This is a genomic window from Myroides sp. LoEW2-1, assembly GCF_009767705.1.
GTDB lineage: Bacteria > Bacteroidota > Bacteroidia > Flavobacteriales > Flavobacteriaceae > Flavobacterium > Flavobacterium album_A.
Map to the genome: position 1 here is coordinate 13,425 of NZ_WSPP01000146.1, position 23,208 is coordinate 36,632.

Sequence of the window (23,208 nt, forward strand, 5' to 3'; positions counted from 1 at the left end):
AAGCAGTCCTCTTTTTTTATGGGAAATATTCATCACTCTTATCCCTTTTCAAATGAAATCAAGAAGAGGTGCTAATTGAATCCATTGCTATCTAATAGACAGAGTTTCACTCCTCCCCTAAATTGCTATTGCTTTACTTCTAAGGTTATGAGCAAGATTACATCCCACTTATTTGACTATCTCATTGAATATTGGTCTATATCATAGTATAATGATAGTATAATAATCACATCTTGGTCGCATAATAAAAAGCAAAAAACATGCGATCACTATGCCATCAGATCGCGATCACTATGCGACCACTTCCAATAAAAATATAACAAATCGTTTATACTTATCAACTTCCCTTGTATACAATCTATTTAATAACTCCTTTAAAATAGGATCGTTTTCTTGTAAAAACAGATCTTCACCTCTCTTTTGTCTTCGACTTTATCAAGCTAATTATTATAACTATTCTTAAAAGTCAAAAATATAACACTACTACTATCCCAAACGCAACTCAAAGAAGTAGGCTAAACTATTCTAAATAATAGTTTATTAAATAAACCATAGACAAAGATTACACACAACTAAAAAACAACACATTACCTAAACAAAACAGTTTATGCTTCAAGCGAAAGTGACAAACAAATAGTTCGCAATTCATCCACTATTAAAATCTATCTAATCTAAATAAAGTCATTATCTATTTTGAAAAGCAAAAAAACTCTTTACTTTTGCGCTTTAATTTAGAATTAGTCTTAATTATATTTAACTATTATGTTACTCACATCTAAACGGACGATTACCTTACTTGTAATCAGTTTACTCTGTGCTATAGGGGTCTATGCACAACAACCTGTCTTTACAGGTAAGATTATTGATTTAGAAACCCGAAAAGGAATTGATACGGCTATAATCACCGTATTAGCCTCAGGAGATACTTTCTTTACCAATGAAAAAGGAGAGTTCGCAATTCCTGAATTATATCACTCCTCAGTCATCATCAGTCGTTACGGTTACGAAAACTTAGAAACGAAACTGAAAAAAGGAGAACAAACCATCCGTTTACTTCCCAACGTCAAACAACTAGACGAATTAATCATACACAAATCCACGAATATCAACGATATCGATATTCGAAATAGCACAGGTTCTGTCATCACAGTAGACATGACACAACTAAGCCAACGCTCAGAGTTAGATATGGCAAAGCTATTACAAGGTCAAGTACCAGGCTTAACAGTCAATTTTTCGGGAGAATTAGGTCAAAAGCCAGAGATACGCCTTAGAGGTAATTCTTCCTTTTCTTATACAGGTAGTGCTAATGAACCACTATTTGTTATGGATGGTATTATTATCTCAACAGAAACCTTTATGACGCTTAACCCTAACGACTTTAGTACAATCAAGGTACTAAAAGACGCACCTGCTACTGCTCTATATGGAATCAAAGCGGCTAATGGAGTCATAGAATTAACTTCGAAGAGAGGCTTCGAAGGCAAACCAGTAGTGAGCTTCTCGATGAAACAAGGAATTACTTTTAGAGGTGAACGCCCTGCGCGTATGATGGGAACAGAAGAAAAACTCGCTTTCGAAGAACGCATCCAAAAAGCTGGTTCTCCTGGTTATATCAATTCTGCTAAATACATCAACAGTCTATATGCTAATAGCCCAAATCTACAACAAGAATTAGCACGTGGAGCTAAAACATTGGATTCCTTAAAACAAATCAACACAGACTGGTTTAAAGAGTTAATCAAACCCAATATCTTTCAAGCTTATAACTTAGGAGTACGCGGAGGAACAGAAAAAAGTACGTATTTCTACTCCCTGAACTACAGTAAACAAGGAGGTCGCATTCCAGGTAATGATATCAATCAACTAACTGCACGTGCCAATTTAGATTATATGTTAGCACACAACTTTAGGTTGTCTTTAAACAATAGTTTTGGTCTGTCTACGGCGAATACAGAAAACGGTATGAGTAATGACCCCACCTCATTAGCATTTACACTCAACCCATACGAATCTAAAGATTCAAAAAAATTATTTAGTCAAAATTCTAATCTCAGCTATCAAGATTTGATCAACCAATACAAACAGAAGACAACGACTAAACGCTTTAGTTCCTCTGTGGTCATGCATTGGGATATCTTGCCAGAGCTGAATATATCGGGTGTATTAGGTGGTGATTACAGCATCGCAGAAAAAAACCAACGCATTCTATCTACGGCCTATAGTCAAAAACAAATACCTCTAAACGCACAAGGGTATATCAGTGAAAGTGATAACAAGATATTTGACTTCTCTTCTAATATCCGCGCCAACTATCAAAAGCAATTTGGAGATCACAACTTATTTGTTGGAGTAAACATGGATTATTACACAACACAAATTAAAGATTTACAAGCAAGTGGATATGGAATATCAGACGACGTCAATAGTCTCTCTGGTATTAACAATGGCTTGACTGGTACTTATGCACCAAAAGCCAGCGGTAATAAAATTAAAAATACTCAACTCGGTTTCGGGTTAGCCTTAGGATATAACTACCAGAATACATATGATTTTTATGCCAGTATTAAAAGAGATGGATCTTCTATTCTCCCAAGTAATAAGCGATGGAATGATGCCTGGTCTACAGGTATAGGTTGGACACCAAGTGAATATGACTTTTTTAAAAAACAAGGTCTATTAACTTCTCTTAAATTTAAGGCCTCATTAGGTTATACAGCAAGTATGACAGGAATCGTCCCAAGTGCGATAAACACAACTTATTCAAATACCAATAGCTTTTATGGAGAATACCGCGTTCTACAACTAATGGGGTTACCCAATAGGAGTCTAAAACCTCAACAGACATACAGTACCAATATAAGCATGGATTTAGGTTTTGTGGGAAGATTTAATTTATTAACATCCTTTTATAGCAACCTAACTAAAGAGGCCATATTCGCTACGCCTATAGCTTCAAGTAATGGATTTCAGACATATACCAAAAATATAGGAGAAATAGAAAATGCGGGAGTTGAGTTCTTGCTAAGTGGAGATATTGTACGCCTGTCAGACTTCAAATGGAATACAGCTGCTTCCATATCTTACAACAAGAATACTGTCAAAAGACTATATGGAACAGATAAAATCTATAATTCACCTACCGCAGTAATGCCTGAGTACGAAGTAGGCAAACCTTTAGGTATAATCTACGGTATTCACGACAATGGAATACACCCTATTACAGGGCTTCCAGAATATGTAGACAGCAATAACAATATCATCATTTACAATGCCCCTTTACAAAAGACTTATTATAGAGACTATGGAAATAGCATTGCTCCTTACCAAGGATTCTTTAATAACTATTGGTCATATAAAAACTGGTCTCTTGCTGTAAATATTAACTATGGATTAGGAGGAAAAGCAGTACAAAGCCAACAATATGTACGCGATCTATCTAGTTCAAATCAAAATGCTTTGGCTGGTCAATTAGACAATATGTGGTTTGAAATAGGAGATGAAAACAAAACTTATCCAATGAAAGATATGCCCAGCAGTGTCTTTAACTTATACAAACAACCCAGTTCAAGAAAAATATACAAGACAGATTATATCAAACTTAATTATATCCAATTAGGGTATAGTATTCGAAACAACAGTTTTGTCAATAAATATTTTAAAACACTACAAATAAATATTCAGGCAGATAACATATACACTTATCGCTTTGAAAAAGATAGAGGAAACTTAAAAGACGTCGTTCAACCCATTTTAACCTTTTCACTTAACGCCACATTCTAATGATAAAATATATACTATCAGCCTTGACGGTTCTGTCAATCAGCTCTTGTTCCTTAGATGTCAAAAATGAACAAGAAATATCAGGTGATGACATCATCAATACAACCCAAAAAGCAACCTCTGTATTGGCTCAAGCTTACAAGGAACTACCTGTAAATGGAAGTACATTTACACTATTAAGCGAAGACCTACAGCCAACTTATCTCATAGAATATAATAGCAATGCTAAGCAACACTATACTTGGAATGAGATAGCCCTAAAGACCTTAGCCAATAGTCAATGGGATAGTTATTACAGCGCAATGGTTCACTTAAATGCACTTTTAAATACAGAAGCACACATTAGAGACAAAGGGACTGACTGGGATTACATCAAAGGAAATGCCTTAGTACTTAAAGCGTATATCTACTTTGATCTACTACAGCTATACAGCACGCGATATAATCCAGAAGCTCCAGGAGTGTTGAGAAAGGATGAGCTAAAAATAGAATCCAACAAAAGGTTAACACAAAGTGAATCTATTCAATATATAGAGAGGATGTTACAAGAAGGTATCTCTTTAATGGATAGTTATGCAGCGCAAAAAATATACTTTATCACTACTCAAGCCGCTAAACAATTAGAGATCAAAATTGCGTTATACCAAGGACAATACGACAAGGCAGAAGCTTTAGCCACTGCGCTATTAAGCGAATCCGCTCCACTTCCAAATACTGCTGAGACATATGCTTCGCTTTGGAAATACAAAGACAACTCGCCTACAAGGCAAGTGTATTGGGCTTACGATTTCAGAGAAAATCCCAATCATTACCTAACTACAACAACCGATGGTGATATTATGCAAATACATTTCTTAAATAAGTTTGAAGAAAGTGACATGAGATATACAATATCTCAGTTCTTTTATGACATGAAAGCACAAGGTATAGCCTCAAGTACAAGAGCTCTATTGGGCAAATACAAATCTAACTATAATGACAAAGAAGAACAACGCATCATCTTATCGAGAAATACAGAAACTTACTTTCTATTGTTAGAAAGCTTAATCGAGCAAAATAAAATAGCACAAGCAATATCACTCTACAATGATTTTAAAACTTCTGTACACAGTGAAACTATCACAGATTCTCCTTCTCAACAAGTACTAAGACTACTCTTTAGAGCAGAAAAACAAAAGGAATTCATAGGTGAAAAAACTAATTACTTTGACCTAAAAAGGTGGAATACCAGTATCGCGAGATATGAATCTGATTCTAATAAAAAATCCAATACCATAGAAGCTACAGATTTTCGCTGGACATGGCCTATACCAACTGCTGAAATTCGCCTTAATAACAACCTGGTACAAAATGATGGATGGCAGTCAATAGAACTTTAAGATTACTAAAATGAAACACTACTTAACGATATTTACGGGAATACTCTTGAGTTTATTTACCTTGAGCTGTACACAAGACGACAATCAGCTACAAGGCTATACGGGAGAGAACAGAATTGTCTTACAGCCAAACGGGACTCACATCTTACAAGATAACAGTACAGATGAAGTAACTGTCAATGTCTTCTTGGTTAATTCAATCACAGAAGCCGTTACACTGGAGTTCGCATTAGAAAACAATACGATAGATGGTAAAGATATTCTTACCATTGAAAATCCTATTATACAGTTTGCTCCAAAAGAGAAAAAAGCACAACTAAAAATAAAGAGTTCATCAAGACAACTTTTAAGTGATGAAACCACAATCACTATAAAACTAATCAACAATACAAGCAAACTCCCCTTAGATAAAGAGGTACAACTATTAGTCACCCCTATCAAAAAGGTAGAAGCACTAACAGATAAACAAATTGAATTACTCGATGGTTATAAACGAAAGGGATTAGATCTTTATCCATTAATGGGAGAGATTAAAGTGAATACTACAATCAACTTTCCTGGAGGTGCTAATCTCGAAACTATGTATCAAGCAGAAACTTCCCAAATAAATGGAATTACCACTATCACATTAAGCGATAAATCTACACCTGAACAACCAGTATTAAAAATGGTGTCTAATCCTATGGGGATAGAAGGGTATTTATATAAACTACAGCGGTTGCTTACGATAGATGACAACGAGTTTTGGACTCAAGTACCTGCCTCTCAACACATCATGAATTTGATCAACCTAAGTGCTACCAGCAAGGAAACTTTTGAAGTAGAATTAGACGATATATACATAGATTTAAAGACTAGAAAGCTATCATATACTAAAACCTTCCAAGATATATGGGGAGATGATTATACGATTGTACCATTTCAGTTTAAATACAGTGCATGGGATAGACTTAAGAAACTCTTAGACGAAGGAAATCCCCTTGCTATAGAAAACACAGAAATGGGAGGTACTGTAAACCCGTCATACTATCTCAATAATCAGGATATACAAGAAGATTATTACGATATGGGAGAAGGAGGTAACTACAGAACGACATCGGCTACATTAACAGATACGCATCTTAACTTTCAGTTCATCATAGGGCATGAACATGCAAATGACTACATCTTATTCACTGTTGAATACAAACTAAAATAATGAAACGTACTCAAATACTATATTTCTTTGCTTTAGTACTTTGCCCCCTGTTTGCAGTTGGGCAAGATACTTTATCTCCATTGCCTAAAGCAGATAATGCAATTTATGGTACATTAGACAATGGGCTAAACTATATTATCCATCCTATACCTCAACAGAAGACGGAATATCGTCTGGTCTTAAATGTAGGATCACTACAAGAACGAGATGATGAACAAGGATATGCACACTTCTTAGAACACATGCTTTTTAATGGTAGTGATGACTTTCCAGGTAGACAAGCCATTGATACATTACAGCGTTTAGGGTATCGCTTTGGCCGAGATATCAATGCTTATACTACCTATGAGCGTACTGTGTATGAATTATCCCTGCTCGATCAAAGTCAACAAAATTTAGCGATTACTATATTGGCGAACTTCTTAGGCAAAGCACACCTTAACACAGAGGATATTGAGAAAGAGAAGAGGATCGTCATCCAGGAAATTAAGGACTTTGGGACAGCATCCGTTTTTAACAAAAAAAAGTTGGAAGGTAGTCAACACGCACATCGATTGCCTATCTCAAGTATAGAAAACATTAAAGTACTAGACGCAAAAAGGTTAAAGGCATTTTATAAGCAATGGTACTCACCTTCTCTCGCTACTATAATTATCACAGGAAATGTAAATCCAACAGAAGCTATACAACAGATTGAAACGAGTTTCAGCTCGTTTAAAGGGAACTCTACTTTAATGCGATCTCAAAGTTGGGATACCTTCTCCCCTTCATTTGACAATGCATTAGAAATAGTAAACACCTCAGATACTCGTACTAATAAGGTTGAAATTATTCGTTTTAATAGTGCTCCCTTTTTATCTACTAAAGAAGGGTTTAAAGAACACACTATTGCACAATTGTATAAACAATGGTTAAGCAAGAAGCTTCGCCAAGCCAAGACACATACCTCTGCTCATAGCACGTGGTATCTACCTAATAAAAATGAGGATGTCATAGAAATAACTGCCAAAACAAAGGAAGAACTATCTACTCGCATCCACTTAGTAGCAAGTGTGCTAAATACAATGAGTTTAAAGGGAATTCACAAAGAAGAATTAGAAGCTTATAAACAGCACTTGCTCAATCAATCTGCTATTTCTACTGAGGAGGATGCATACTTCTTAGCTAATAACTATATAGACCAAGTCGTTGTGAATAGTCATTACTTGACAGATCGACACAAAATTCAATTATTAGAAGAAATTCTATCGACAATCACAGCAAATGATCTTGTAGTAAAACACGAAAATACATGGTCGGTAGATAGACAAAATTTGTACTTATGCACCGTAAATAGCAATATCTTCTCAATTCATTCTATTCAAGAATTAAATGACTCCTGGAATGAAGGCAAGACTAAAACACTCCTCTTTAAAGACAAAAAAGAAAAGAAAAAACAAGAAAGAACACAAGGTTCGTTTCACTGGAAGACGATGCCTCCTATAGTTAAATCAAATGATAATGCCGTTGTAAAAGAGCATATTTACAACCACATTGGGGTAACTGAATTAACCTTAGCAAACGGTCTACGCATTGGTATTAAACCCACTCATGCTACGGATAATAATATCATACTCACTGTCTTTACCAGAAATGGCTTAAATCTTATCCAGGAACAAGAGCAAAAGTATTATCAAGACGCCAGTTACTTTATTGACTCTGCATGGATTCATGGCCTAACTAAAGATGGGTACTTACAAGTGGGAGCTGATAGAGAGGTATCCACACTGGTAAGCCTCTCTAATGAGGCAACTATTGTCAATACTTCAAGTAGATTAGGACATATTAGAGATATGTTTGAATGGACCTACCGCAAAATGTATGATTACATAGAACCAAAAGAGGATTTTAATGAATATATACAAGAGAGCATCGTGTCTTTAGAACATGAGCCTATACCTTCTACTTTATTAAACAATCCTTCTATTCAGCTCAGTCATCAAATAGAAGAATACAAAAAAGGAACGCCTTTTATTCAAGAAGAATTAAACACAATAGCAGATTGGCAAAAGGTTAAGTTAGAAAGCTTCTTTGAGCTTTATCAACAAACATTTGCAAACTTAGACCAAGTGTACATATTGATCTCTGGTAACTTTAATGTAGAAGATATAAAGGCTGAATCAATCGCATACTTTGGTAGTTTAGTTACTACGCCACATACTTCTTACCTAAAAGAAAACAACAAACCAAAGGCACAAATAAACGATATCAAGCGAGTGAGTATACCAAGTGCAGATGTAGAACGCACTGAAGCAACACTTGTATTTAATGGAAGTATTAATCCAACACTCAAAGAAAGTATCCTTGCTCAGATGGTAAGAGAATTGTTTGACAATAAATTCTTACAGCTATCAAGGGAAAAAGAGGGATTAGTATACTCTCCTTCTTCTTCAATAGATGTTGCGATTTATCCAACGCCCAAAACGTCTGTTAGTCTGTACTTTTCTGCAGCTTTATCCGATATAGAAAAGCTTGAAAACTTAGCTAAAGAGGTGATTCAGTCTATACAGACAAGACCAATATCAACAAAGGATTTAGATCAAATGAAATTAGCTGTACTCAACAACAAACAGCTTCATTTAACGGAATCCAGCACTTACCAGTGGATAGAAAAGTTGCGTGAAGTTCAGCTTAATTTTGGATCTTTGAAGGACTTTAATGACTATGAGAATATACTTAACAGCATTACCCCAAAGGATGTACTAAATACAGCAAATTCTATATTTGATAAGAATAATTACGGTGTATTCTTAGTTACACCAAAATAACATTCTACTTATTACTTACCTGACTGCTATCTCACTATGATAATTTAATGAGAAAATACTAAAGATTAGTCTTAATTAGATCAAGTTACATCTTTTATGACATACTCTTTCACATAAGATAATTATCACAGAACTGAATACACAGGGTAAATAAATAAAAAAAACGGATTATTCTGATCGAGAATAATCCGTTTTCTAATAGTCACTTAATATGCTTATTCAAGTTCAACTTCAATCGTTATTTGCTCTTGTAACTTATTATAGAAGCTGTTGTATACCTGTTTTACATTCTCGTAATACTCTGGTTCAATGACCGCTTTTGATTTAAGCAAACCGACTATTACCTCTATCCTATTGTTTTTCCTTGTATATTTTACTTGAGCTGATACACCAGAATCAGCATCTTTAATTTCTAAATCATCTGGCAACACATCAACCTTATACCCTTTAGGAATTAAAAGGGAAACAGAATAAGTATATGAATTAGGAAAGGCAAAGTCGATAGGGTAAAGCCTATTATCTGTCACAAAAGGATTGCTTTTCCCATCATAGAATTGAAAGAGATTGACAAAAAACTTATTGTTAAAACTAAAACTTCCATTTGGTTTATTCACACCAAACGATATTCGAGCAATATTCTTATCCACCGTCCTATTGTCATTAAGAACAAAATTGTGAACAGATAGCCCTGGGTTTACAAACTCTAACTCCTTTATATATTTAAACCTTCCCATAAAACTAAACTTTTCTTTTACAAAAAAAGCTTCGTAATTATCATAGGCGTGGATTGCTGTACCTGTCAAGGAACCATTAGGTTTAAACTCTAATTGATAATTCTCCTTTCGAGAAGAAACAAAAGCAGGTGTAGAGATTAAGTCTTTCGTACCTTCTTTGTCACTAAACATAGTAACAACACCATTTAGATTGTCAATTGGAATTACACCTATAGAGGCATTTTTACTTGAGGCATCTAAAAAATAGTAGCTACCTTCACTTTGTAAAACAGCTATAAGGTTATTGTAGTACATTCCTTGCCATTCCTTTTTCTTCCCATTGCTACGCGTACTAACCAAAGCAGGGTTTGCATCTAATCCAACATATCGCAGCATTGAGATTAACATGAGATTAATATCAGCAGTATTTCCCTGCCCTCTTAAATAAGTGCTCTTCAGTCCGTTTTCTGGGTAAATGCCGTACATTCCATTCCAAGTAACTTCCTTCTGAAGGTAATTTAGTATCAAATCAGCTTTCTCTAAATCACTCTTTGCAGATAAATCAAGTTGACTTATTTGTTTTCTGTAATAGCGGTCATTTAAAATTTCCTTCCAATAGCGTTTATTCTTCTGTAAGTTTTCAAAAAACGTTTGTTTTGTTCCTAAAACTTGTTGCTGTTTACTTCCAGGAAATTGTACACTACTCAAGTCAAATCTAACCTTATTGATATAATTGGCAGCATTATCTACTAAGACTTCTTCAGAAAAAGCGGAAACATTAAGTGCGACAAGTGTTTTCTCTAATGTTTTAATCGTATTCGAATCCAGTAAACCATTTCCGTATTTCACATCGATAATACTCTCATTTGACGCAATCTTTTGACTACCTGTTTGAATCATCTGATACGTAAAATAAGTTGGAATGCGCATGGTATAAATAGATCTTTGTTTAGGCAAATCTCCTTGTATAAACCATTCAGGCAAGACATCTAAATTCTCCGATAACTTTTTATATCGGTAAGTAATTATACTGCCTTCAGGGATATTGGGAATCTTGGTAAAATCTACACCTTTCTCGCGGTAATCCCCCTCCTTCTTTGATTCAAAAGATGTTATTTTAGTTTTTGTGATTTCATTGTTTACTAAAGAATAAACATAGACTTCATCGATAGCGACATCTTCTGCATAAGCACCTCGAACAAAATAAGGTATTGTAAAGGATAATTTGCTAAGGTCCTGCTCCTTGTAAAGCTTAATTTTTCGAGTAACTTCTTCGCCTGATATAAAATTTCCGTCCCTTAAGTTAATATCAAAATACACCTTGTTCTTTTCATCTACAATGACAGCACCACTTGTAGGAAACGCTCTATTCTGCTTTTCTAATAATTCTTCTTTAGTTACATTGTCTATTGATACCTGAGCAATACTACTAAAAGTACTCAAAACTAAAAATGAGATAAGAAATATTTTTTTCATTTATACTCTACTTAAAATAATTGAGAAGAAAGGTAAGGTATTCTTTGAGAAAAACAAAGATGTTTAAGATAGATCAATCCACCAATAATAAAAAAAAACCAAGACTACTCGTCTTGGTTTCTTCCATCTTTATAAACATCTGTTCGATAATTTTCGTCCTCTCCATCTAAGATCTGTATATAGCTCTTGTATCTTGACCAAGCTAACAAATCATCGTCTAAAGCATCTTTGACAGCACATTGAGGTTCTTCTCTATGCAGGCAATTATTAAACTTGCACTGATCTTTCAAGGCGAAGAACTCAGGAAAGTAATCCCCTACTTCTTGTGGCTCCATATCCACAATACCAAACCCCCTGATTCCAGGTGTATCGATAATTTGGGCATCAAAAGAAAGATCAAACATTTCAGCAAAGGTTGTTGTATGTTGCCCTTGTTGATGCTGCTGTGAAATCTCAGCTGTCTTTAGATTCAAGCCAGGCTCAATCGCATTGATTAAAGTAGATTTTCCTACCCCAGAATGTCCAGAAAACATCGAAACATTTCCTTTCATTCTCTCTTTCACTTCCTCGATACCTTTACCCGTCATGGCAGAAACACGTAAGCACTCATATCCAATTTGACTGTAAATGTACTGAAGATAAAGTTGTTCATCTAAGGCTTCTTCCGAGAAAGTATCTACTTTGTTAAACACCAATACTGTCTTAATACCATAAGCTTCAGCGGTAACTAAAAAGCGATCGATAAAGCTCGTTGTTGTGACAGGATTATCAATAGTTACAAGTAAAAACACTACATCGATATTCGATGCAATAATATGAACTTGCTTTGATAGATTGACTGATTTACGGACAATGTAATTCTTTCTTGTCTCAATTATATCAATTACTCCTGTAGTCACATCATTTGTCGTTTCCAACTCAAATTGTACATGGTCTCCAACTGCAATAGGATTAGTACTCTTGATCCCCTTTATACGGAATTTTCCCTTTATACGGCAATCATAGAATTCGCCATCCTCACTCTTAACCGAATACCAACTACCTGTTGATTTGTAAACGATTCCCTTCATATAATACTCTTATCTTACTTTTCTTCTTTATTAATAATCTTATCTTGTCTATAGATACTCTCTTGGTGAATAGCTGTATAAATATTAGTAATGAACTCCTCGGTAAACCCAATGTGTTTTCCTTCCTCTTGCATTTTCTCCAATATTTTCGTCCATCTATCTTGTTGGAACACAGCTACGTTTTTCTCTTTCTTCAATGTACCGATAGAATCAGATATCACCATTCTCTTTCTCAACAAATCCAATAATTTACTATCCATATCATCGATTTGGATACGCATTCCTTGTATTCTTTGTAAGAAATCCTCTGTGTCATCTGTTGCGTTTCTCACCTTCAAATTAGCGATAATATCGCTTAATTGTTCTGGAGTAACTTGTTGAGCAGCATCACTCCAAGCGTTATCAGGATCACAGTGAGTTTCAATCATTAACCCATCGTAATTCAAATCCAATGCTTGTTGAGATACTCCTAATATCTTCGTTCTATTTCCTGTAATATGTGATGGATCACAGAAAATTGGAATATTTGGCAAATGTAACTTTAAATCTAATGGTATTTGCCATTCTGGAATATTTCTATACTTTGTTTTTTCGTAAGTACTAAAACCTCTGTGGATAACACCCAGTTTTTTAATACCTGCTTTTGCTAATCTTTCTACTCCACCCATCCATAAAGATAAGTCTGGATTAACAGGGTTTTTAATTAGTACTATTTTATCAGTACCTTCAAGTGCATCGGCAATTTCTTGTACAGCAAAAGGGTTAACAGCTGTACGCGCACCAATCCACAAAATATCGATGTCGTGTTCCAAACACAATTGAACGTGTTCGGCAGTTGCTACTTCTGTTGCAAGTAACATTCCCGTTTCAGCTTTCACTTGTTGCAACCATTTTAATCCAATGGCTCCAACACCTTCAAACCCACCTGGACGAGTACGAGGTTTCCAGATACCAGCGCGATAGACCTTTACTTCTTTTGGCAAAGATTTAGCGATTCTCATTACTTGTTCTGGGGTTTCTGCACTACACGGTCCTGCAATTATTGCAGGATTTTGTCCTTGGAATAAAGACATCCAATCCTTGTTTACATCAAGTTTTTCCATTGGTTTAAATATTTACATTAATAACGACTTTTAATTGAGTGGAAAATTACGATTTTATACTCAAAAAGGGATACAATTTAAGCTAAAGAATTAGAATATTTATATTTTTAAAAGATTAATTGTTTATAAATAAGTATTTTTACGCCTTACTCAATCAAAAATCAAAGTAAATGACATTATTAACCTTTACACTAATTATGTTCTTAGGAGCTTTTGCAGCAGGTTTTATAGGGTCACTTTCAGGTTTGGGTGGTGGAATTATCATTATTCCTCTTCTTTCTGTTTTCTTAGGGGTAGATATGCATTATGCCATTGGTACAGCCTTAGTAGCAGTTATTGCAACCTCATCCGGATCCGCATCTGCTTATGTAAAAGAAGGTATAACGAATATGCGATTGGGAATGTTTTTAGAAATAGCCACTACAGCAGGAGCCGTAATTGGCGCTATTATTTCGACAAATGCTCCTACCTCAATCTTAGCAATCGTATTTGGACTTACACTGACTTTTTCATCTATTAATTCACTTAGAAAAAAAGAGGATCACTTAGTATTACCCGAAGATTCATCTGCTCTTGCCCGCAACTTAAAATTAAACAGCAGTTATCCAACTCCATCAGGAGAAAAAGTAAAATACGGAATGACCAATATTGTCGGTGGATTCAGTATGATGGGAATTGCAGGTATGATGTCCGGACTTTTAGGAATTGGTTCAGGAGCTTTTAAAGTAATTGCAATGGATACAATCATGAAAGTACCCTTTAAAGTTTCAACAACTACAAGTAACTTCATGATGGGAGTGACAGCTATTGCAAGTTCTGTTATCTATATCCAAAAAGGCTATATCGAACCGAGTATATGTATGCCAGTGATTATAGGTGTATTGATCGGCGCTATGGTTGGAGCAAAAGTTTTGGTAAAAGCTAATCCTAAGAAACTAAAAGTATTCTTTGCTTTCTTAATTTTGGCATTAGCTATAAATATGATGTATAATGGTATAATGGGTAATATATAAACTATGAGTACAGCAAAATTCAACGACTCAGACTTACAAAGCATCATTGGTAATGTCTTGAGATATGGTGTATTACTTGCCTTGACAGTAGCAGTGATTGGGGGAATTATCGTAATGTTTACCAAGTCAGGTAATACAGTAGACTTTAGTACGTTTATAGAAAAAGACGACAATATATTCAATGTAATTAATCGCATATTTGCAGGAGTGGGACATGGAGATGGTGAATCAATCATCTTTCTTGGGATACTGTTACTTTTTATAACACCTGCTTTGCGTTTGTTACTTTCATTAGTGTCTTTCTTTTTTGAAAAAGACTGGTTATATGTATTTATTTCTCTGATAGTGATTGGAATCATAGTACTGAGTGTAACCTTAGGTTTTTCGCATTAAATCAATAGTCAATTCTTTATAAACAGCTATAAAATGTCTTTAATCGTTCAAAATATAAGTAAAAGTTACGGCGATCAAAAAGCCTTAGACAATATTAATTTTTCAGTACCAACAGGTCAAATAGTAGGTTTTTTGGGTCCGAATGGAGCGGGAAAATCAACGTTAATGAAAATCTTAACTACTTATGTACACAGTGACCAAGGTCAAGCCTTTGTCAACGACTACAACGTAGAGACGCAAACTCGAAACGTGCAGCGTTCTATCGGCTACTTACCTGAGCACAATCCCCTATATCTCGATATGTACGTACGCGAATATCTAAAGTTCAATGCGGAAATATACAAAGTAGAAAAACAACGCATTGAAGAAGTGATTACTCTAACTGGTTTGACTGTTGAAGCACACAAGAAGATAGGTCAACTATCGAAGGGATACAGACAACGTGTTGGACTTGCGACAGCTCTATTACACGATCCTGCTGTTTTGATATTAGACGAGCCAACAACTGGGTTAGACCCAAATCAATTAGTTGAAATTAGAGACTTAATTAAGAATATTGGAAAGAATAAAACGGTGTTTTTGTCAACTCATATTATGCAAGAAGTCGAAGCTATATGTGAACGCGTTATTATCATTAAACAAGGTAAAATAGTAGCAGACCAAATGCTCTCATCAATGTTAGAGAATCAAAACGAACAAATCATTGCAGTAGAATTTGACTATAAAATTGAGATAGAGTTCATTAATCGAATCCCTAATTTAATTCGTTCAAATCACATCCACGATACCAAATGGGAACTTGTATTTCCAATAGAGGGAGATTTTAGAGCTACTATATTTGACTTTGCACAAGAGCAAGGCTTAAAACTGTTGTCTTTACAAGTAAAAAGCAAAAACTTAGAAAATCTCTTTAGAGAAATTACACAATAAAAAAAGTCAAGAATGATGATTCTTGACTTTCTACAATATCGGAGAAGCTAATTCAATTGAATTAGCTTTTTTTCTTATTTCTTAAATAATCCGTTTATCTCTGCATCAATTCTATTGATAATATCTCCCAAATCTTCAGGATTATCCACAAAGTTCAAGTTATCAACATCTACAATCAAGAGTTTACCTCTGTCGTACCCTTTAATCCAAGTTTCGTAACGATCATTCAATTTATTCAAGTACTCGATAGAGATTGAGTTCTCATACTCTCTCCCTCTCTTGTGTATTTGTCCCACTAAGTTAGGTACAGAGCTTTTTAAATAAATTAATAAGTCAGGTGCTGCAACAAGTTCTTGCATTAATTCAAATAACGAAGAATAGTTGTTAAAGTCTCTATTTGACATTAACCCCATAGCGTGTAAGTTTGGAGCAAATATATACGCATCTTCATATATAGTACGATCCTGAATGATGGCCTTACCACTTTGTCTAATTTGTAAAACTTGGCGAAAACGACTGTTTAAAAAGTAAACTTGTAGGTTAAAAGACCAACGATCCATTTGATGGTAGAAATCATCTAAGTATGGGTTATCTACAACGTCCTCATAATGTGGCTCCCACCCATAGTGTTTAGCCAATAAGTTAGTCAATGTAGTTTTTCCCGCACCAATATTTCCAGCAATAGCTATATGCATTACGGTAATTTTAAAAGGTAATTGTTTAATTTTTCGTCTGTAAAAATACTCAATTTTTGAGTGTTATAAAAGAAGCCTAAAATGCTTTTTTCCTTCAAATCAATGAAATACTTTTTACTTTTCACTATATCAACGAAGTACAATTTATTATTAGAAGAATAAATAATTTTATTATTGTCAACCATCTGCCATTTATCAATAGGGTCTTCGCTTTTATAGTTCAAGGTAACTTGTCCTTTTACGTCTATTCCCTTAATCTCATTGGATGTATTCAACCAATATAAGTTTGTCAACGTTGAATAATAACTGACAAAATTTGTTTCTTCTAAATTGTAAATCGTATGACGCTCATAAGAGTTCATATTGTACAAGCGAACAAATCCATCATTTGCCAAATCAACCATCCACAATTTTCTCCCAGCACTATGCGCAATATAAGCTATATCCATGCTTGGAAATTTTACATTGAAATCTATGATATCAAGCTGGGCTAATAGTCGATTCAAAACAATGATACTTTGTTCCTCTTTAAAAAACAAGATAGGAGAATTCGGGATTGTTAAGTCCACATTAGAAATATCTCCAAACTTACTTGTTTTATAATGGCTTGATTGATATTTATTTGCTTTATATAGCGTATTCTCTAATAGCGTATAGTTATAGTCAAAAACATCTCTAATCAGAAATGAAGAGTTCTTTATTATGCCTTCAGATAGATTAAGTTTTGGTCGGAGCGTATCTTGTCCAAAACTATAAACAGAAAACAATAAAAATAGTACAGTAGTTACAAAACGCATTTCTTATTTTTTTGTATAAGTAAGAATGGTAAAAGCGTAAAAGTGCTTCTCATCCTTCTCGTGATATTCTTCTTTTTCTAATACCCATAAATCTTGATTAAACTCAGGAAAAAAGGCATCTGCATCAAAAGTGTGGTGAACACGTGTCAATTCAATCTTATGAGCAAAAGGCAAAGCCTGTTTATATATTTCTCCACCGCCTATCACAAATACTTCCTGTTCATCTTTGACTAAATCAAATGCCTCACTCAAAGCGTGAACAACCACACATCCTTCTGGTACAACGTAATCTAATTGCCTTGTTATAACAATGTGTTTTCGATTAGGAAGGGGCTTTGGAAATGTCTCAAACGTCTTTCTTCCCATAATGATTGTATGATGAGAAGTTTTTGCTTTAAAATGCTTAAAATCATCTGGCAAATGCCACAATAACTTATTGTCTTTACCCAAAGCGTTATTCTCAGCAGCTGCCGCTATTAATGTAATAGTCATCTCTCAGTATATTAGTTTATAGACTCAGTATCTTTGTTGATTGAAACTGTTTCTTGTTGATTCAGATCGCGCTTCACATCCACTAACGGAAAGTCCTTTTCTACTTTTGTTCTGAGTTCACTAATCTTCTTTTTTTGCTGTTCAATTAAACGAGCTATTTGTTTATCTTGCCATTTCTTGCCCATAAATCGGTTGACAATTGTCACATTGACAAAATGAAGAAACAACACAAATGCCCATAATCCAATTGCATAAGGCCACCAAACTGGAGCGACTGTAGTATCTTGAACAAAAGCATTTATAACAAACATTGCAATGCTCCCTAATACAAACAGTACAAAATGAAAGAATAAATACTTTTTCTGTTTTATACGATGACGTGCGTAATCGTACATTTCATAGTTATTTTCTTTATCCATAGTATTCTCTTTTTTACTATTACACTGATACTTGTCCTTTAATAGCTGGATGCGGATCATAGTCAACCAAACTAAAGTCTTCAAACTTGAACTCGAAGATATCCTTTACTTCGCTATTGATTAACATTTTAGGCAATTTTTTAGGCTCTCTTGACAATTGCAAATTCACCTGATCAATATGGTTATTATAGATATGTACATCACCAAAAGTATGTACAAAGTCTCCATATTCTAAATCGCAAACCTGAGCTACCATCATCGTTAGAAGAGCATAAGAAGCGATGTTAAATGGCACACCCAAAAACACATCGGCACTACGTTGATAAAGTTGACATGACAATTTACCATCAGATACGTAGAACTGAAAGAAAGAGTGACAAGGAGGTAAAGCTGCTTTGCCATTGGCAACATTTTCAGCAAAGGAAACAGAAGTATCTGGCATTACACTTGGGTTCCAAGCTGTAACCATAATCCTTCTACTTGTAGGATTCCCCTTTAAAGTTTCTATTACTTCCTTAATTTGATCTATCCCTTCCCCATTCCAATTTCTCCATTGATAACCATATACTGGACCTAAATCGCCATTCTCATCTGCCCATTCATCCCAAATGCGAACGCCATTATCTTTCAAATATTTGATATTAGTATCTCCTTTTAAAAACCATAATAACTCGTGTATTATCGATTTTAAATGTACTTTTTTGGTTGTTACTAAAGGAAAGCCTTCAGATAAATCAAAACGCATTTGATAACCAAAAATACTTTTGGTTCCTGTACCCGTGCGGTCACCTTTTTGTACCCCTTTTTCTAATACTTCTTTTACTAAATCTAAATATTGTTTCATTGTTGTGTGGTCCTAAAATCTTATCGTTTCTTATCTTTTATTTAATTCGTCTCTCAACTTAGCTGCTCTTTCATAATCCTCATTTTCAATAGCCTCATTCAGTAAAATATTCAATTGTTTCTCATTGAATCCACTGTAGTCATCTACCTTTGTATCCTCCTCTATAATCTGTTCAACTTGAGCTACGATATCATCTACATCATCCTCTTGCGAATTTTCTTGAGCATCTTCTCCACTGAGTATTATACCAGCTTGCTCCATTATATCTTTATAGGTAAATATAGGTGCACCGAATCGAATAGCCAATGCAATCGCATCAGAAGTACGCGCATCCATCATTTCTTCAACACCAAGTCTTTCACAAATAATAGTTGAAAAGAAAACACCATCTACTAATTTATGAATAATTACTTGTTTCAATTGAATCTCGAAACGCTCAGCAAAAGTCTTAAACAAATCGTGAGTTAAAGGACGTGGGGGTTTTATCTCCTCCTCAATTGCAATCGCAATAGATTGAGCCTCAAAAGCACCAATGACAATTGGCAACTTTCTTTGACCTTCAACTTCATCTAATATTAGGGCATACGCACCATTTTGTGAATGGCTGTATGATATTCCTTTCACCATTAATTTTATCAAACTCATAATTTTCGTTTATAAACAAAAAAGCAACTAAAACAAAGATATAAATTCTTTGCTTAGTTGCTTTTATATTTTGTGAAAGCTTTGTACTTCTTACGAATTTTGAGCTTTGAATTCTTTTAATTTTTCAACTAATTGCGGTACAACTTGGAAAGCATCACCAACAATACCATAATCTGCAACTTTAAAGAATGGCGCTTCTGCATCAGTATTAATAGCAACCTTCACTTTAGATGAATTAACACCTGCAATGTGTTGAATTGCTCCAGAAATACCTACTGCAATATACAAGTTTGAAGCTACAGGTTTACCTGTTTGCCCAACGTGTTCCTCATGAGATCTCCATCCTAAATCAGAAACAGGTTTAGAACATGCTAACGCCGCTCCTAATACCTCAGCTAAGTCTTCTAACATTTTCCAATTCTCTGGACCTTTTAATCCACGACCTCCAGATACAACGATATCAGCATCTGCGATAGTTACTTGTCCTGAAACTTTTTCAACATTCTCAACTTTTAAACCAAAGTCACCTTCGTTTAATGTTACAGCGAAGTCCTCTGCTGCTGCAGCTCCAGTCGCTTCAACTAAACCGAATGAATTTTTAGCTACTGCGATTACTTTCACCTCTGTAGTTAATTCTGTTAGGTTAAATGCTTTATTAGAAAAAGCAGTTCTCTTTACTACAAAAGGAGAAGTGCTCTCTGGTAAAGCTACAACATTAGACGCAAATCCTGCTTCTAAACCTACAGCTACAATCGGTGCTGTATATAAGCTATCTGTTGATGAAGATAAAACAACTACTTTTGCTCCTTCTTTCTGTGCAGCTTGCTTTATTACATCTGCATAAGCCTTTGCATTAAACGTATTTAACTTGTCGTTTGATACTTTTAATACTTTATCTACACCATACTTGCCAAGCTCACTTACATCTGATGCATTTACAGTTACTGCTGTAACAGTTGTTCCTAAAGAATCTGCTACTTTCTTAGCATAAGAAGCTAATTCTAATGCTACTTTCTTAAATTTTCCTTCTGCTGATTCAGCATATATTAAAACTGACATACTCTTCTTTTTTAAGGTTTACAATAAATTAATAGATTAGATTACTTTAGCTTCGTTGTGAAGTAAATTGATTAGCTCATCTAAGTTATCAGGAGAAATCATTTTACAAGCTGATTTAGCAGCAGGTTTTTCAAATTTCACCGCTTTACTTGCAGCCTCTGCCCCTACTGGATCTAACACTGTAAGCGCTTTTGTACGTGCAGACATAATTCCACGCATATTTGGAATACGCAAATCCTTTTCCTCTACTAATCCTTTTTGTCCACCAATCACAATTGGCAATTTCCCCGAAATAGTTTCTTTACCTCCGTCAATCTGGCGAATACCTTTTACTGAAGTTCCCTCTATTTCTAATCCTTCACATGAATTGATGAAGTCGTATCCCAAAAATGTAGCTAACATTCCAGGAACCATTCCTCCATTGTAATCTAATGATTCTTTCCCTGCCAATACCAAATCGTATCCTCCATTTTTTACTACCTCAGCAAGCTGTTTTGCAACAAACATCCCATCTGTTGGATTAGCATTCACACGAATTGCTTCGTCTGCTCCAATAGCTAAAGCTTTTCTTAAAGTTGGCTCTGTATCAGCGCCTCCAACGTTAACAACAGTAACTGTTGCACCTTGTTTCTCTTTAAACCAAATAGCACGTGTTAAAGCATATTCATCGTTTGGGTTGATAACAAACTGAACTCCATTTGTATCAAACTCAGTATCACCATTCGAAAAGTTAATTTTAGAAGTAGTATCAGGCACATGGCTGATGCAAACTAATATTTTCATCTTATATAGTTTTTTAGTTTCACAATTCTCGTATTGACGAAAATAATAATTTATTTTGATTATTTTACTATGCACGCATAATATTTTGTAGACCGAATACTTTTAGTATTTAGACAAAACACCTCTTCTTTAGATTTAATCCAAACAATATAGATTATTTTAATCCATTTTCTTATTTACTTCGCAATTACAATACGGTTACTATTAATAATAAGATATTTTTTTAACATCTTAAATAGTAAAATTGTGTCATTTATCACTGAAACAGTAGCTCTCAAAGGATCTATACTCCACATCTCTCAAAAATTATACATTTGAAGTACGAGTTCATCATACGACAACCTTATACAATCACCACTATTGACAAAATATTCCTTGACACCTATTCACTTTCTTTGTCTATTTGGATATACTTGCTTCGGATATTGTTCGGATAATCTTCGGCAAAGGCCTTGTTTTCCCAAGCATATCCGAACAATATCCGAACAAACCTCCCAGCAGATTACTTGAAATACCGATTTTACAAAGCGTACAAGTTATTTGCATTTAGGAAAATAAAAATGAAAAGCACTCCAATACTCTCAATGATTAGCATAATAACAAAGAGTCACACTGACAAAATTTCTGTTGAAAATAGATTGCAGCGAAATAAATCGATCTATCAAAATAATCGATTACAAAACCTAATTCTATTATGCAAAAAAAGGGTGACCTCACAGCAGCAAACTCACTACCAAACACAATTGTCACTTGAACTATGTAAAATAAAATCGCCTCCTTTGGAAAAGGATGAAAAGAAAACATCACTTTCTGATAAATTCAAAAACAAAACTCGCAAAACAAAGCATACAACGATGCCTATTGCTTCTAATTCCTTTTGATAAAGTACACCATCCAACGTGAATTCGATTTAACCCAGCCGTTTATTATATTACCCATATTTATTGACAATTTACCAACAGCTTTGTACCGATATGCAAGGACATTGCTTGGGGGTTTCTTGCACCTTTCTTCGAGAAAACCCCTCTCTGGCCAAGAAAACTCCGAGAAAAGTGCTACTAATCTCCAAGAAAGTGCAAGCTTACCCCTCTTTTACAATATGCTAATCTGCTTTTTAAGATTCGTCAACTGAATCATCTATTTTGCTGATTTCGCTAATAGATAAAATAGAACCTTTTTTTTTGAGTAGACAAACAGATATAAACTAATATCTAAAAGGCTATAAGCATCCGCCTTTTCTAAAATCGAACTTGTGTTAATCGAAGTGAAGTGACAAACATAGGTAAATCAAACTAATGCTTGCAAATACATATAAAAACAAAATATTTTCAAGGCAATACTATCCAAACAAAGCTTAAAGTAAGCGACTAAACACTTAATTACACATTTATTATTTGCAAAGTGTAAAAAAGAATAATTTTATATTTAAAAAGTATATTTTATAAAAATAAACAATAAATTATAGTTATTTATTCAATTTTTAATAATTATATTAGTTCATTATATATCAAATTATCAACTAAAAAAGAAAGCTTTCTAAACGCCATATTCATTTCATCGCAATAAATAACACATTGGTCTTATTAAATACTACTTCCTTATTATTCAC

18 protein-coding genes are annotated in these 23,208 nt (G+C 34.5%); 7 read left to right on the forward strand and 11 right to left on the reverse strand.

The features are described from left to right. Positions 1-762 precede the first annotated feature (762 nt). The 4 genes from GOQ24_RS09215 to GOQ24_RS09230 are packed head-to-tail and all read left to right on the forward strand — an operon-like array spanning position 763 to position 9,167. Positions 763-3,783 (forward strand): SusC/RagA family TonB-linked outer membrane protein, encoded by a 3,021-nt coding sequence (locus tag GOQ24_RS09215; protein ID WP_160339535.1) that lies wholly within the window; start codon positions 763-765, stop codon positions 3,781-3,783. Further along, entirely contained in the window at positions 3,783-5,162 is a 1,380-nt protein-coding gene (locus GOQ24_RS09220) for a RagB/SusD family nutrient uptake outer membrane protein (protein ID WP_160339536.1), read from the forward strand. Before GOQ24_RS09215 ends, GOQ24_RS09220 begins: the two co-directional genes overlap by 1 nt. Positions 5,163-5,172: 10 nt before the next feature. Beyond that, on the forward strand, positions 5,173-6,360 hold the full coding sequence (locus GOQ24_RS09225) for a DUF4929 family protein (protein ID WP_155091109.1): 1,188 nt from the start codon (positions 5,173-5,175) through the stop codon (positions 6,358-6,360). Then, a complete protein-coding gene (locus tag GOQ24_RS09230) occupies positions 6,360-9,167 on the forward strand; it encodes a M16 family metallopeptidase (RefSeq protein ID WP_160339537.1) in 2,808 nt (935 codons plus the stop codon). Before GOQ24_RS09225 ends, GOQ24_RS09230 begins: the two co-directional genes overlap by 1 nt. 215 nt (positions 9,168-9,382) lie before the next feature. On the opposite strand, the gene GOQ24_RS09235 is transcribed toward GOQ24_RS09230, so the two are convergent. The 3 genes from GOQ24_RS09235 to GOQ24_RS09245 form a co-directional block, all read right to left on the reverse strand. Further along, positions 9,383-11,356 carry a transglutaminase domain-containing protein gene (locus GOQ24_RS09235; protein ID WP_160339538.1) on the reverse strand — a complete coding sequence of 658 codons (1,974 nt, stop codon included), beginning with the start codon at positions 11,354-11,356 and terminating at the stop codon, positions 9,383-9,385. Between the two features lie 104 nt (positions 11,357-11,460). Further along, positions 11,461-12,426, reverse strand: a complete 966-nt coding sequence (gene rsgA, locus GOQ24_RS09240; protein WP_160339539.1) for a ribosome small subunit-dependent GTPase A — start codon at positions 12,424-12,426, stop codon at positions 11,461-11,463. A gap of 14 nt (positions 12,427-12,440) precedes the next feature. Beyond that, positions 12,441-13,529 carry a chorismate mutase gene (locus GOQ24_RS09245; protein ID WP_155091113.1) on the reverse strand — a complete coding sequence of 363 codons (1,089 nt, stop codon included), beginning with the start codon at positions 13,527-13,529 and terminating at the stop codon, positions 12,441-12,443. Positions 13,530-13,699: 170 nt separating this feature from the next. Here GOQ24_RS09245 and GOQ24_RS09250 point away from each other — a divergent pair, with 170 nt between their 5' ends. Genes GOQ24_RS09250 through gldA form a run of 3 tightly spaced genes read left to right on the forward strand, consistent with a single transcriptional unit; the run spans position 13,700 to position 15,865 of the window. Next, positions 13,700-14,542 carry a sulfite exporter TauE/SafE family protein gene (locus tag GOQ24_RS09250; RefSeq protein ID WP_155091114.1) on the forward strand — a complete coding sequence of 281 codons (843 nt, stop codon included), beginning with the start codon at positions 13,700-13,702 and terminating at the stop codon, positions 14,540-14,542. A gap of 3 nt (positions 14,543-14,545) precedes the next feature. Next, on the forward strand, positions 14,546-14,935 hold the full coding sequence (locus GOQ24_RS09255; RefSeq protein WP_155091115.1) for a DUF1634 domain-containing protein: 390 nt from the start codon (positions 14,546-14,548) through the stop codon (positions 14,933-14,935). Positions 14,936-14,968: 33 nt separating this feature from the next. Further along, positions 14,969-15,865 carry a gliding motility-associated ABC transporter ATP-binding subunit GldA gene (gene gldA, locus GOQ24_RS09260; protein WP_160339540.1) on the forward strand — a complete coding sequence of 299 codons (897 nt, stop codon included), beginning with the start codon at positions 14,969-14,971 and terminating at the stop codon, positions 15,863-15,865. Between the two features lie 74 nt (positions 15,866-15,939). On the opposite strand, the gene GOQ24_RS09265 is transcribed toward gldA, so the two are convergent. From GOQ24_RS09265 to GOQ24_RS09300, 8 genes are all read right to left on the reverse strand, one after another. Further along, positions 15,940-16,560, reverse strand: a complete 621-nt coding sequence (locus tag GOQ24_RS09265; RefSeq protein WP_155091117.1) for a deoxynucleoside kinase — start codon at positions 16,558-16,560, stop codon at positions 15,940-15,942. Beyond that, entirely contained in the window at positions 16,560-17,357 is a 798-nt protein-coding gene (locus GOQ24_RS09270; RefSeq protein ID WP_155091118.1) for a hypothetical protein, read from the reverse strand. The genes GOQ24_RS09265 and GOQ24_RS09270 overlap by 1 nt, the downstream gene beginning before the upstream one ends. Positions 17,358-17,360: 3 nt before the next feature. Further along, entirely contained in the window at positions 17,361-17,849 is a 489-nt protein-coding gene (locus GOQ24_RS09275; protein ID WP_155091119.1) for a dihydrofolate reductase, read from the reverse strand. An 11-nt stretch (positions 17,850-17,860) separates the two neighbouring features. After that, the gene (locus GOQ24_RS09280; protein WP_160339541.1) at positions 17,861-18,268 is read right to left on the reverse strand and encodes a 2TM domain-containing protein; all 408 of its coding nucleotides are present in this window, start codon (positions 18,266-18,268) and stop codon (positions 17,861-17,863) included. Between the two features lie 19 nt (positions 18,269-18,287). Then, entirely contained in the window at positions 18,288-19,112 is an 825-nt protein-coding gene (locus GOQ24_RS09285) for a thymidylate synthase (protein ID WP_155091121.1), read from the reverse strand. 30 nt (positions 19,113-19,142) lie between these two features. Beyond that, entirely contained in the window at positions 19,143-19,757 is a 615-nt protein-coding gene (locus GOQ24_RS09290; protein WP_155091122.1) for a bifunctional nuclease family protein, read from the reverse strand. 90 nt (positions 19,758-19,847) lie between these two features. Then, positions 19,848-20,816 carry an electron transfer flavoprotein subunit alpha/FixB family protein gene (locus GOQ24_RS09295; RefSeq protein ID WP_155091123.1) on the reverse strand — a complete coding sequence of 323 codons (969 nt, stop codon included), beginning with the start codon at positions 20,814-20,816 and terminating at the stop codon, positions 19,848-19,850. A 36-nt stretch (positions 20,817-20,852) separates the two neighbouring features. Then, positions 20,853-21,599: an electron transfer flavoprotein subunit beta/FixA family protein gene (locus tag GOQ24_RS09300; protein WP_155091124.1), complete on the reverse strand. Its 747-nt coding sequence runs from the start codon at positions 21,597-21,599 to the stop codon at positions 20,853-20,855. Positions 21,600-23,208 lie beyond the last annotated feature (1,609 nt).